Annotated in this window: 9 protein-coding genes; 4 read left to right on the top strand and 5 right to left on the bottom strand. The window is 61.3% G+C overall.

Annotation, left to right across the window (positions count from 1 at the left end; all coding sequences use genetic code 11):
* Positions 1 to 248 precede the first annotated feature (248 nt).
* Positions 249 to 1,103 (bottom strand): glycoside hydrolase family 16 protein, encoded by an 855-nt coding sequence (locus ATC00_RS03800; RefSeq protein WP_082912000.1) that lies wholly within the window; start codon positions 1,101 to 1,103, stop codon positions 249 to 251.
* 338 nt (positions 1,104 to 1,441) lie between these two features.
* Between ATC00_RS03800 and ATC00_RS03795 the strand changes: the two genes are divergently transcribed.
* From ATC00_RS03795 to ATC00_RS03785, 3 genes are all read left to right on the top strand, one after another.
* Complete coding sequence (locus tag ATC00_RS03795; protein ID WP_199275540.1) at positions 1,442 to 2,692, top strand: hypothetical protein; 1,251 nt, start codon at positions 1,442 to 1,444, stop codon at positions 2,690 to 2,692.
* Complete coding sequence (locus tag ATC00_RS03790; protein ID WP_064252003.1) at positions 2,689 to 3,960, top strand: polysaccharide pyruvyl transferase family protein; 1,272 nt, start codon at positions 2,689 to 2,691, stop codon at positions 3,958 to 3,960. The genes ATC00_RS03795 and ATC00_RS03790 overlap by 4 nt, the downstream gene beginning before the upstream one ends.
* A gap of 742 nt (positions 3,961 to 4,702) precedes the next feature.
* The gene (locus ATC00_RS03785) at positions 4,703 to 5,365 is read left to right on the top strand and encodes a response regulator transcription factor (RefSeq protein ID WP_234782253.1); all 663 of its coding nucleotides are present in this window, start codon (positions 4,703 to 4,705) and stop codon (positions 5,363 to 5,365) included.
* 127 nt (positions 5,366 to 5,492) lie between these two features.
* Here the strand turns inward: ATC00_RS03785 and ATC00_RS03780 are convergent, their stop codons facing one another.
* Genes ATC00_RS03780 through ATC00_RS03765 form a run of 4 tightly spaced genes read right to left on the bottom strand, consistent with a single transcriptional unit; the run spans position 5,493 to position 10,792 of the window.
* The gene (locus ATC00_RS03780; protein ID WP_064252001.1) at positions 5,493 to 7,094 is read right to left on the bottom strand and encodes an ABC transporter ATP-binding protein; all 1,602 of its coding nucleotides are present in this window, start codon (positions 7,092 to 7,094) and stop codon (positions 5,493 to 5,495) included.
* Between the two features lies 1 nt (position 7,095).
* Positions 7,096 to 8,226, bottom strand: coding sequence for an ABC transporter permease (locus ATC00_RS03775; protein WP_064252000.1), 1,131 nt, complete (start codon positions 8,224 to 8,226; stop codon positions 7,096 to 7,098).
* Positions 8,219 to 9,142, bottom strand: a complete 924-nt coding sequence (gene oppB / locus ATC00_RS03770) for an oligopeptide ABC transporter permease OppB (RefSeq protein ID WP_037384901.1) — start codon at positions 9,140 to 9,142, stop codon at positions 8,219 to 8,221. The genes ATC00_RS03775 and oppB overlap by 8 nt, the downstream gene beginning before the upstream one ends.
* A 51-nt stretch (positions 9,143 to 9,193) precedes the next feature.
* The gene (locus tag ATC00_RS03765; RefSeq protein WP_064251999.1) at positions 9,194 to 10,792 is read right to left on the bottom strand and encodes a peptide ABC transporter substrate-binding protein; all 1,599 of its coding nucleotides are present in this window, start codon (positions 10,790 to 10,792) and stop codon (positions 9,194 to 9,196) included.
* A 746-nt stretch (positions 10,793 to 11,538) separates the two neighbouring features.
* Here ATC00_RS03765 and fba point away from each other — a divergent pair.
* Positions 11,539 to 12,585, top strand: a complete 1,047-nt coding sequence (gene fba / locus ATC00_RS03760) for a class II fructose-bisphosphate aldolase (protein ID WP_064251998.1) — start codon at positions 11,539 to 11,541, stop codon at positions 12,583 to 12,585.
* Positions 12,586 to 12,611: the final 26 nt, after the last annotated feature.

Below are 12,611 nucleotides of genomic sequence, written 5' to 3'. Positions count from 1 at the left end.
GCAACAACGGCGCGATCTTCAAAGCGTGCCGCCCGTTGTCAGAATTCCATGGCGAGGAAAAATAAACAGATGATCATTTGGATAGCCTCAGGTTTGCCCGCGGCCAAAAGGGTTAGACAGTTTACTCCTTCGGCGGACGCTCTACGGGACGGCCGCGCCAACGCACCTCGAACCCGAGTGGGCACAAGCTGCGAGCGTGGGAACACGCGCGCTCCTTGGAAACGCCTGGATGAATTTATCTTACGATATCAATGGAAGCGGTAGACGCGGACGTAGTCCACATACATGTAGGAGGGGTCGGGTGCATCGTCCGCGGTTGCCTCTACTAGGGCGAGGTTGAGCAGGATGAACATCGGCTGGCGATGCTCGGGACGCGTGCTTGCCTTCCAGACCAGGCGATGGTCGAAGTACATCCGGATGAACTCGGCGTCGATCTTGACGCCATAGCTATGGAATTCTTCCGGATCGCCGGCGACAAAGGCGTCGATGCGCTTGTACTGGGAATCGTGACGTCCATCGCGATGCCACACATGCACGACCGACGAGTAGCCGTCCGGCTTGTCGCCGTAAAACTCCATCACGTCGATCTCGGCCGTCGCCTTCGACCGGTCCTTGCCGATCAGCCAGAAAGCTGGCCAGACGCCGGCGCCGGTCGGCAGCCGCGCCCGCATCTCGAAATATCCGTATTGCTGAGCAAAGCCTCTGCCCCTGGGGTCGACCGAGGCAAGGAGGCCGGAAGTCCATTTGCCCTCGTTGCGCCTTGCCTCGATGCGCAGGATGCCGGCCTCGGTGGTAAACGGATATCCGTGTTCAGGATTGGCAAAGCGCGCACCGCCGAAATCGCCCGACCAGGGCGTATGCGCTATCCAGCGCGTGTCGGGCCCCCAGGCGGATACGCTGAGGGCGTCGAAACTCTCGTCGAAAGACATCTCCATCCTGTCGAGTGAGAGTTCGTCGCCGGTATCGCTGTCCGCAACCCCTTCTGCCCGCGCCAGGCGGGGGAAAGTCGATGCCAGTGCGCATGCCAGAAGCCCGGGAGCGAGCTCTCTGATCAGGAACCGGCGGCCCAGTCGGGGCCCGAGGCCGTGAGGATGCGAGAACATGGGAACAAATTACCGCAAACCCGTCGCGGCCATACACTACCAATTCGGATCGAGCGGCTATGCGAAAGGCTTAGCCCCGGGCGTAAATACGCGCGTTTCGGCCTTTGCTACGATCCCGGCACGAACCGGATCCTGGCCAAATGAACTTTGAACCGATCGGCGTCATCACCGTGATTGTAGGACTGGGCGTCCTGTTTGCGCCGGTCCATTGGGCCTTTACGTTCATGGTCATATCGACGGCGCTCGGCTCCGCGGCTGCATTCAACCTGCCTGCCCTTGGGGGCGCGTCGGTGCTTGTGCCCAACGCCTTTCTGATATTCTTTTGCGCCAGGGTCTTGATGGCCTATGGCGAAGGGCCGGTGCTCGCTGCCTACGCTCCGCCAAAGGCGGGGTTCTGGCTCTTGGCGCTGACTATGGTCGGGCTAATGACCGCGATCCTCCTGCCGCGCCTGTTCCAAGGCGCCATCGAGGTACTGACCGTCGAGCGTTCGGTCGGTGCCCGCAGCATTATTGCCCAGGTGCCGCTCCGTTTTTCCTCCAGTAACATAACGCAAGCGGTCTACGCGCTCGGCGGTTTTGCCTGTTTCGGCCTTTGCTACGCGTATATCCGCCGGACCGCCGCGCCCGCACATCTGGTCAAGGTTCTCTTGATCGTGGGCGCTGTCAATCTCGGCTTTGCTGTCGCAGATGTCCTGACCTATTTCACCGGTACGGAGCAACTCCTGGAATTCGTCCGAACGGCCAACTATGCGCTGTTGACGGCATCGGAGAAGGGTGGCTTCAAGCGGATTTCCGGCGCTTTTCCGGAGGCATCGGCCTTCGCCGATTACACGCTGGTTCTCTTCGCGGCCACTGCCAGCCTCTGGCTCGACCGCATCCGCTCGTACATGACCGGACCGATGGCGGCGGCGCTGCTTGTCGCGTTGGTGCTGTCCACGTCCGCAACGGCCCTCCTGGGCCTCGCCGTCGTCGTCCCGTTTCTATGGTCGCGTTCGGTCGCATCCGCGCTCGGTCCCCGACGCGCGGGGCGCACCGCGTTTCTCCTCGGCCTGGCCGCGCTGACCCCGATCGTTATTCTGATGATCATATCCCTGTTCCCGGCGACCGCCGAGGCCGTCAAACAGTTCCTCGACGAGATATTGTTTTCCAAGGCAGACAGTCAGTCAGGTCGGGAGCGCATGACCTGGAACGCCGCCGCCTACCAAACGTTTTTGGACACTTCCGGACTTGGCGCCGGGCTCGGAAGCGCTCGCGCATCGAGCTATCTGCTGGTGCTCCTCTCGAATGTCGGGATTTTGGGAACGACGGCATTTTGCCTCTTTGTCGCCGCCACGCTCGGGTCCCGAATGCCGCGGGCTTCGGAAGGGAACGGGGAAACGGCGTCGTTGGTGCGCGCGGCAAAAGCCGGCTTGGTCGCGGGCCTGACGACATCACTCGTTTCAGGCACGGTCTACGATCTCGGCCTAACATTCTACATCCTCGCCGGAAGCATCTCCGCACTCACCTATCCCCGCGCCACGACGATACAGGCCGTTCGGGCGCACCCTGCCGGCGCGGCGGGACGGCGACATTTGGGAAGCCCTTCATGAAGGTCCTGGTCTTTAACGTCAAATACAGTGCGAACCTCGGAGACGGCCTGTTGGCGCAATGTCTCGAGGGCGAACTGATGCGCGGATCCAACAATCTCACCGTCGAGACCATAGATCTTGCAGGACGGGCCGCTTTCGGAGAGAGCAACAATGCCAGGCGGCGTCTGTTCCTCCGGGTCCTTCATAGGCTTCCCTCCTTTCTCCGGCGCGCCGCGGTTTCACACGGGCTTGCCGCAAAGCTTGTGAACTTGCGCGATCGTTGGCAGGTGTTGATAGACGACGCCGACGCCGTGGTGATCGGCGGCGGCAATCTCTTTCAGGACGATGACCTGAACTTTCCCCTGAAAGTCGCGACCGTTCTCGATTGTGTGAGGCGCAGCGCAAAGCCGCTCGCGATTTATGCGGTCGGGGTTGGACGCCAATGGTCGCCGCGCGCCGACGAGCTGTTTCGCAAGCTCGAACTGGTGCGTTTGGTTCATGTCTCCGTTCGCGACCGCATCGCGGCCAGGAACTGGGCTCGACATTTTCCCGCCGGGCCGCACGCCGAAATCGTGCCCGATCCCGGTCTTCTGGCCGTCGATCTCATGGCGAGACACCCTTTACGTGAACCCGCGCGGACCGGATTGGCCATTGGTCTCTGTGTGACCGACCCGCTTATCCTGCACAGGCATGCAACACAGGGCCGGTCGACCATACCTTTCCGCAATCCGGGTGAATATCAGGAACTTCTCAAGCTTCTGCTCGATGAATGTCACAGTGTCCACCTCTTCAGCAATGGCGCCGAGGAGGACCAGGCGTTTGCACGGCGGCTCCTCGACGCGCCTGACCTCGCCCCTCATGTCGCCCAAGGCAGGCTCAGCTTGGCGCCGCGCCCTACCCGGCCGGAGGAGCTCGTCGATACGATTGCAGCGATGCAGGTGATTATGGCGCATCGACTTCACGCATGCATTGCCGCCTATTCGCTGGGCGTGCCGCAGATCGGACTCGCATGGGACGAAAAGGTCGAGGGCTTCTTCAGCTTCACAGGGCAACGCGACCGCTTTGCTGCCGGCGACGTGCCGGTCCGGCAGATGGCAGTCGCCTTGACGCGAGCCGCGCGCGAGGGGATCGATCCGAGGGCACGGGATGAGATCGTCTCGCAAGCGCGATTTGGGGTGCGCGGGCTCGAAACTGCCTTGGGAGGCGCGCAGCCGGGAAAAGCCTCTGGTGGAAGCATCATCCAGCGCGACGACCGATGGGCCACCCTCAACGCTCTTCCACATCAGTGAGACCCTGAGTGTCACATTCCGAATCTGGATTGATAGGCTTCGAAATCCCGGCGCTGGGGATTGATTTTGTTCGGCTTTCACCAGACTTGATCGCGACCCCACGCGGCTTAGACGGCACTCGCCCGATTTTCACCAGCTCTAACTATCTTGGGTAATATTCCCAACCATCGGTTGTCTGATATATTCCAAAGTACGATTGCGCAGACCGAAGAGAGTGTGTGCCTTATGGCGCGGCGACTTGAGGCATTATCCGGGGTGCCGGCATTCGGCGAGCCCCGGTGTTTCGATGTGACTCTGGCTAGCCCGGAATTCACGACGGCACGAAAGCGTTCTCGCGGCCGGTTCGATCCTGTCGGGCCGGGCCGCCGATCCTGTGTCTTCTACCTCGTCTCCGGTTGGAGCGTCAGCCGCAAGATTCTCGCCAAGGGCACGCGCCCCGTCATCGAATACGCTCTGCGCGGCGAAATGGCTGGACGTTGTCCTCCGATAGAACGCGACAAGCTATAGTTGATGCGGAAGGCCCCAGGTGTGATCTGATCGCGAAGCCAACCAAAAAGACTGACGAGATCGGCAGGCATGTTGAGCCATACTCGTTAATTGCCATTACTAATCAATTTTAAAAACAAAGGGAGAAAGATTAATGTATATCCTGTCCGCGACTGCCGGAAGAACCGCAACGAAAAGACATGCAACGTTTCCGAGGCTCGACTCTTGTTCGCCTTCAGATTTGTCTGATTCGGACGTGATCGGCCACGAGGAGCATGCGGACTACATCCTGCTCATCGATCCACGCGCCCTGGACCGGGAGTGCCTCTCAAAGAGCTTGCTGGGCTACGATCCCACGCTCAGCGTCATGACGGTCGGTTCGCTTGAGGAATGGCGGCGCCGCAATCTGCAGACCGATCCCTCCGCCGTGCTGCTGATCGTCGGCGGCAGCAAGATCGGCGAACCGGGGGTCTGCGAGACGATCGAGAACCTCGTCGAGAAGTTCAAATTCAGCCCGGTGATCGTCGTTGCCGAGACCGACGAACTCGGGCAAATCCTCAAGGCGCTGGAGTGCGGTGCCCGCGGATACATTCCGAGCAATGTAGGTATCAATGTCGCTGCTGAGGCGATCGCACTTGCACGCGCCGGCGGTGTCTTCGTTCCTGCCAGCAGCATCCTGACGATGCGCGAAACGATCAACTCCGTCGTCAACGGCGCGCGTGGTTCCGACAGTTGCTTCACGCCCCGCGAGCTCGAAGTCGCCGAGGCCCTGCAGCGTGGCAAGCCCAACAAGATCATCGCCTATGAAATGGACCTGTGCGAAAGCACGGTGAAGGTCCACATTCGCAACATCATGAAGAAGCTGAATGCGACCAATCGTACGGAGGTCGCCTACAAGATCCGCGAGTTCATGAAGTAGGACGGGCGGCCTCACCGCGAAGGTCAGCCCGGGTCGACGCGGCCCTGACGAAGCGTGGCATGACCTGCGGTGGACATTTCAATCGTCGTTCAATTCGGCACGATCGAATTCGCGCCGAGGCGCCTGGTCACACGTTAAAGGCCGCGCCGATCAGCGTCTTGGTATATGGCTCCCTCGGCGTTTCGAATATCGCGTCCGTTTCCCCCTCTTCGATGATGCGGCCGTTCTTCATGACGATCACATAGTCCGACATCGCCTTAACGACCGAAAGGTCGTGGCTGATGAAGATGTAGGAAAGGCCGTGCTTGCCCTGCAGGTCGCGGAGCAGTTCGATCACTTGGCCCTGTACCGAGCGGTCGAGCGCCGAAGTCGGCTCGTCGAGGATCACCACCCTTGGCTTCAGTATCATCGCCCGGGCTATGGCAATCCGCTGACGTTGGCCGCCCGAGAATTCGTGCGGATAGCGGTTGCGCGAGGCAGGGTCGAGGCCGACCTCCTTCAAGGCGGCAATGGCGCGCCGGTCGCGCTCCGCACGGCCGAGCCCCGGCTCATGCACATAGAGACCCTCGGTGATGATCTCGCCCACCGTCAGGCGCGGCGAAAGCGAGCCGTAGGGATCTTGAAAGACGAGCTGGAGCTCGCGGCGCAGGGGCCGCATCGTGCTGCGGTCGAAGCCTGAAATGTCGGTCGTGCCGAAGCGGTAGGAACCGTTGCTCGGCAGCAATCGCAGCAGCGCCCGCCCCAGCGTCGATTTTCCCGATCCGGACTCGCCGACGATGCCGATCGTCTGGCCCTGCCGCAGGCGCAGGTTGACGCCATCGACGGCCCGGAAGACGGCGGACGAACCGCCGAAGAGGCCCTTGCCGATAGCGTATTCCACCGCAACGTCGCGGCCCTCGAGAATGATAGGCGCATGGCCCGGCGGCGGCGCCTTGCTGCCGCTCGGCTCGGCGGCGAGCAGCATCTTCGTGTAGTCCGCCTTAGGGCGCTCGAAAATCTCCGTCGTTCTCCCCTCTTCGACCACCTCGCCGCGCCGCATCACCGCGACGCGCTCGGCGAAGTGCTTGACGATGCCGAGGTCATGCGTGATCAGCACGATCGCCATTCCGAAGCGCTTCTGCAGCGATTTCAGCAGTTGAAGGATCTGTGCCTGGATGGTGACGTCGAGCGCCGTCGTCGGCTCGTCGGCGATCAAAATGTCCGGCTCGTTGGCAAGCGCCATGGCGATCATCACGCGCTGACGCTGGCCGCCTGAAAGCTCGTGCGGATAGCTGTCGATGCGGCGCGCAGGCTCGGGAATGCCGACCAGTTCCAGCAGTTCGAGCACCCGCTTCTTCGCCTCTTTGAACGTGCCGCCGCGGTGATGGACGATCGGTTCGGCGATCTGCCTGCCGATCGTGTAGAGCGGATCGAGCGAGGTCATCGGCTCCTGAAAGATCATGGTGATCTTCGACCCGCGTACGTCGTTGAGTGCCTTTGGCGGCAGCCCGATTAGTTCCTGGCCGCGGTAGCGCGCCGATCCGGAAACCGTGCCGTTCTTCGCCAAAAGCCCCATGATGCCCATCATCGTCTGGCTCTTGCCCGAGCCGGATTCACCGACGACCGCCAGCGTTTCTCCCGCATTGACGTCGAGATCGATGCCCTTGACGGCTTCGACCGTGCCGTCCGGGGTGGAAAAATCCACCGTGAGGCCACGGACGGCGAGAATGGAATCCTTGGTTTCTGCCATGTCAGCGGTCCTTGGGATCGAGCGCATCGCGCAGACCGTCGCCGACGAAGTTCAGCGAGAACAGCGTGACGACGAAGAAGATGGCCGGGAAGATGAGCAGCCACGGCGCCGATTGGATGTTGTTTGCCCCTTCGGAGATCAGCGCGCCCCAGCTCGTCAGCGGCGCCTGCACGCCAAGGCCGAGGAACGACAGGAAGCTTTCGAGCAGGATCACTTTCGGCACCACGACCGTGACGAAGACGATGACCGGGCCGATCGTATTCGGGATGATATGCCGGCGAATGATCTGCCAGTCGGTCAATCCCAGCGCCTGCGCCGCACCCACGAATTCGCGGCGCTTCAAGGCAAGTGTCTGGCCACGCACGATGCGTGCCATGTCCAGCCACTCGACGGCGCCGATCACCAGGAAGATCAGGATGAAGCTGCGGCCGAAGAAGACGACCAGCACGACGACGAGAAAGACGAAGGGCAGCGAGTAGAGGATCTCGACGAAGCGCATCATGACGTTGTCGACGCGCCCGCCGACATAGCCGGATGTCGCACCGTAGACGACGCCGATGCCGAGCGAGACGAGGCTGGCGAGCAGCCCCACGGCAATCGAGATCTGACCGCCCAGCATGACGCGGACGAGCAGGTCGCGGCCGTTGGAGTCCGTGCCGAACGGGAAATATTCGCGATCGACCTGGCCCTCGAGCTTCAGCCGACGGCCATCGTCCTCGGTCGCGACGACCTTGGTGTGCTCGAACTCGTTCGCCCGGTCGAAGTAGCGAGTGGCGCGCGGATCGATCGGCTCCTCGGAGCTGACCGTGGCGGTGAAGGCTTCACCCTCGACTTTGAAATCCTCGAGCGTCACGCGGGCGCGCGCCGCCACACTTTCCATGACCTCCTGCAGCGTCGAGGTGTCCGGCCGCGGCTCGAGGCTCGGGCCGATCGACACATAGGACGGGAAGACCTGATCGTAGCTGTGCGGGGAGAAGAAGGGCCCGACGAAGGAGAAGAGCGCGATCAGTGCCAGCATGACGCAGCCCGCCATGGCGGCGCGGTTGCGGCGGAAGCGCAGCGCAGCGAGTTGGAAGAGGCTGCGCCCTTTTGTCTCCGGCGAGATCGCGGGGACCTGGACGATATCAGTCATGGCGAACCCTCGGATCGAGCAGGCCGTAGAGAATATCGACCAGGAGATTGAAAACGATGACGAAGATGGCGATGAGGACCACCGTACCCATGACGAGCGTATAGTCGCGATTGATCGCGCCGAGCACGAAGTAGCGGCCGACGCCTGGAATGGTGAAGATCGTCTCGACGACCGCGGAACCGGTGAGCAGCGCCGCCGCGCAAGGCGCCAGATAGGAAACGACCGGCAGCATGGCGCCGCGCATAGCATGGGTGACGACGACGACGCGGGACGGCAAGCCATAGGCCTTGGCGGTTCGAATGTGATCCGTATGAAGCGCCTCGATCATCGAGCCGCGCGTCAGCCGTGCGAAGACGGCAAGCTGCGGCAGAGCCAGCGCGATCATCGGCAGGATCAGGAAGCGAAACGATCCGTCGCCCCAGCCCCCGGCCGGAAGCCACGACAGCATGATCGCAAAAATGAGGGTCAGCACGGGGCCGACGACGAAATTCGGCACGGTGACACCGACCGTCGAAATGGACATCACGGCGAAATCGAGAAAGCTGTTCTGCCTGAGCGCGGCGATCGTGCCGGCGATGACGCCGCCGACGACGGCCAATATCAGCGCGTAGAAGCCGAGTTCCATCGAATAGGGCAGGCCCTTGCCGATCAGCTGCGCGACATTGTTGTCATGGTAGATATAGCTCGGGCCGAAGTCGCCGGTTACCGCATTGCTGAGATAGATCAGGTATTGGCGCCAGAGCGGCTGGTCGAGATGATAGGTCCTCATCAGGTTCTCCATCGTCGATGGAGGAAGAGGACGCTCGAGATTGAAGGGGCCTCCTGGGGCAAACCGCATCAGAAAGAAGGATATGGTGACGACGATGAACAGCGTCGGCACCGCGCTCGCCAGCCGGCGAAGGACGAAGGAGATCATGGACTTGGCTCCGGAGGCGACGCGCGGGCTGCCGCGCGTCGCCTCATTTCGTTACTCGGCGATCGACAGGAACTTGCTCAGATGCGCATTCGGCGCATTGTCCTGCCAGCCCTTGACGCGGCTCGACACGAGCCACAGGTCCGCCTGGGTGAGGAACGGCGCAATTGGCTGCTCCTTCATCAGCAGCGTCTCGGCTTCATGAAGGAATTTCGAGCGCGCCGCCGGATCCTGCTCTTCATAGGACTTCTTCATCAACGCATCGTATTCGGCGTTTTCGAAGTGGCCATAATTGAAGGTCTTGTTGGTGCTGAGGCTCAGCGCCAGGAAGTTCTCCGCATCCGCGTAGTCGGCAACCCAGCCGGCACGGGCGACATTGAACTTGCCGCCTTCCTGCAGGTAGGCGTAGTGCGACGAGACATCGAGATTGACGAGCGAGACCTTGGCCCCGAAGGTGTTCTTCCACATGTCGGCGACCGCCGTCGCAACGCGTTCGTGGTTCGGGTTGGTGTTGTAGCGGATCTCGATGTTCAGCGGCTTGCCGCCCTCGCCGTAGCCGGCTTCCTTCATCAGCTTGATCGCCTCGTCTTCGCGATCAAGCTGCGATTTATCCGCGAAGTCCGCCTTGGCAGGATCGCCGTAGCCTTCGATACCCGGGGGCACCATCGAATAGGAGGGGATCTGCGAGCCGCTGTAGATTTCCTTGGCGAGGAAGTCGCGGTCGACCGCCATCGACAGCGCCCGGCGGACGCGGACATCGTTATAGGGCTCCTGGCGCGTGTCGAAGGCGTAGTAATAGGTGGCAAGCGTCGGCGAGACATGCACCTGGTCGCCATAGGACGTGCGCAGCCGCTCGATCTGGTCGGCCGAGAAGTTATAGGCGAGGTCCATTTCCTTCGCCTCGAAGCGGCGCACCGAGGCAGCCTGGTCGTCGATCGGGTAGAAGATTACCTTGTCGAGCTTGACGTTGGCGGCATCCCAATAGCTCGCATTCTTCTCGACCGTCAGGCTGTCGTTCGGCACATGCGCCGTCAGCCGGAAGGCGCCGTTCGAGACCATTACGCCCGGCTTGACGAAATCGGCTGCGTTCTTCTCGACGCTCGCCTTGCTGACCGGAAGAGCGGTCTGGTGCGCAAGCAGTTCCAGGAAGAAGGGCGTCGGCCGCTCGAGGGTGACTTCGAGCGTCTTTTCGTCGACGGCCTTCACGCCGAGCTGGTCGACCGGCACTTCACCCTTGTTGACCTTCTCGGCATTCTTAATCGGGAAGAGAATGTTGGCGTACTCGGCGGCCGTCTTCGGATCCTCGACGCGGCGGAACGAGAAGGCGAAGTCCTCGGCGGTCACCGGCGAGCCGTCCGACCACTTGGCATCGGCGCGCAGCTTGAACGTATAGACGACGCCGTCATCCGAAAGCTCCCAGCTTTCGGCGGCACCCGGCACGATCTTGCCGGCGGCATCGTAGATAGTCAGACCTTCATAGAGATCCTTGAGGATGAATTCCTCGATGTTGATGGACGTGTGCGCCTGGTCGAGCGTCTGCGGCTCGCCGGCATTGCCGCGATGCAACACAGCCTCAGCGAGCGCCGGGCTTGCACCGATAAGCAGCGAGCCGATGAGCGCGGCAGCGCTGAGGTTGAGTTTCAATGAAGCCATTTTTCTTCTCCTTCCCCTCGTTTTGAGTGTGGTTGATCGCAGGAGAGAAGTGCAAATTCTCACCAAAGGCAAGGCGATTTTGCACCCTCCTTTATAAAATGAAACTCTGATAATCGTTCTAGTTGCATTAGACCCTTGCGACGGATTCCATCGGCTATTTGAGATGATTAGCTCGCGAATTATGCGCCGGAAACCCGCAACTGCAACGATTTAGATCAGAGAGAGAATTCGAGCCCCCTGCTCTCCTGTGGAGGCAAGATCACGGCTCCATGCAAACTTCATGAATGGAAATGGCACTTTACGTAATATGCGGAAAAATTTGAAATGCCTTTCGCAATCTTTTTGCGGGGTGCGCGCGTTGCGTGTCGCCCGACGGGGTTACCCGCAACCAGGCGACGGGTCTACGCAGGATGAGAGCCGGGATGCCGAAAGCGTCGTTCCCACCGGAGTTCTCCGCCGCCGCCACCACCAACTAGAAAGCGAATGTCCTGATTTTTCGCAGGGCGGCTTTTCATCCACAGCAAATTGCCCTGACGCACGTCAATCAACTGTCCGCCCCGCCCCTTGTGCCGGTTGCCAAAAGGTCTGCATCAATTATTGTGCGTCTGACTTGGGCCGATACGCCGGTTCCGGAGGCATCGGAGCACGCCCCGCGCCGCCGGCGAACGAGGGCGCACTGTGGCGGCGAGTGGCCGCTTAATTCACGGCGCCTGGAGTGAGGCGCACCAGCATCAGGGAGATTTCGAATGGCATTGATCACATTGCGGCAACTGCTCGACCATGCGGCGGAGAATAACTATGCGCTGCCGGCCTTCAATGTGAACAATCTCGAATATATCCAGGCGGTCATGCGTGCCGCCGACGCGACCGACTCCCCGGTGATCCTCCAGGCAAGCCGCGGCGCGCGCGCCTATGCGGGCGACGCCTTCCTGCGCCACCTGATCCTCGGCGCCGCGGAAGAATATCCGCATATCCCGGTCTGTCTGCATCTCGACCACGGCGATCAGCCTTCGACCTGCATTTCGGCGATCACCAACGGCTTTACCTCGGTGATGATGGATGGCTCGCTGGAAAAGAACGGCAAGACCGTCGCCAGCTACGATTACAATGTGGCGGTCACGGCCGAAGTGGTGAAGATCGCCCATGCGGCGGGCGTTTCCGTCGAAGGCGAGCTTGGCTGCCTCGGCAATCTCGAAACCGGCGCCGGCGACAAGGAAGACGGCCACGGCTTCGAGGGCAAGCTCTCGCGTGAGGAATTGCTGACCGACCCCGACCAGGCTTTCGACTTCGTCTCCAAGACCGGCGTCGACGCGCTGGCGGTGGCGATCGGCACCAGTCACGGCGCCTACAAGTTCACGCGCGAGCCCGATGGCGAAATCCTCTCGATCGAGACGATCGCCAAGATCAACAGGCGGCTGCCGAACATCCACCTCGTCATGCACGGATCGTCCTCGGTGCCTGCCGACCTCCAGGAACTGTTCAACGCCTATGGCGGCAAGATGAAGAAGACCTGGGGCGTGCCGGTGTCGGAGATCCAGAAGGCCATCCCGCTCGGCGTCCGCAAGGTCAATATCGACACGGACCTCCGGCTCGCCTTTACCGGCGAGATCCGCAAGCACCATATCGAGCATCCGGACAATTTCGATCCGCGCAACTACCTGAAGCCGGCCATCGCGCACATGACCGAAGTCTGCAAAGAGCGATTCGAGGCATTCCGTGCGGCCGGCCAGGCTTCAAATATCCGCGTGCTCAAGCTGCAGGATATGGCCAAGCGCTACGCGAAAGTGGCCTGACACCGCCGTTGCAAGAGGAAAAAAGC

The organism is Sinorhizobium americanum, from assembly GCF_001651855.1.
In the GTDB taxonomy this organism is placed as follows: domain Bacteria; phylum Pseudomonadota; class Alphaproteobacteria; order Rhizobiales; family Rhizobiaceae; genus Sinorhizobium; species Sinorhizobium americanum.
The sequence above is the reverse complement of the archived record's forward strand: the minus strand, read 5'-3'. Positions and strand labels throughout refer to the sequence as shown.

Excerpts from the sequence above, each read along its gene's own strand:
- ATC00_RS03800 (WP_082912000.1), bottom strand. The coding sequence starts at position 1,103 with ATGTTCTCGCATCCTCACGGCCTCGGGCCCCGACTGGGCCGCCGGTTC.
- ATC00_RS03795 (WP_199275540.1), top strand. The coding sequence starts at position 1,442 with ATGGCCTATGGCGAAGGGCCGGTGCTCGCTGCCTACGCTCCGCCAAAG.
- ATC00_RS03790 (WP_064252003.1), top strand. The coding sequence starts at position 2,689 with ATGAAGGTCCTGGTCTTTAACGTCAAATACAGTGCGAACCTCGGAGAC.
- ATC00_RS03780 (WP_064252001.1), bottom strand. The coding sequence starts at position 7,094 with ATGGCAGAAACCAAGGATTCCATTCTCGCCGTCCGTGGCCTCACGGTG.
- ATC00_RS03775 (WP_064252000.1), bottom strand. The coding sequence starts at position 8,226 with ATGACTGATATCGTCCAGGTCCCCGCGATCTCGCCGGAGACAAAAGGG.
- oppB (WP_037384901.1), bottom strand. The coding sequence starts at position 9,142 with ATGATCTCCTTCGTCCTTCGCCGGCTGGCGAGCGCGGTGCCGACGCTG.
- ATC00_RS03765 (WP_064251999.1), bottom strand. The coding sequence starts at position 10,792 with ATGGCTTCATTGAAACTCAACCTCAGCGCTGCCGCGCTCATCGGCTCG.
- fba (WP_064251998.1), top strand. The coding sequence starts at position 11,539 with ATGGCATTGATCACATTGCGGCAACTGCTCGACCATGCGGCGGAGAAT.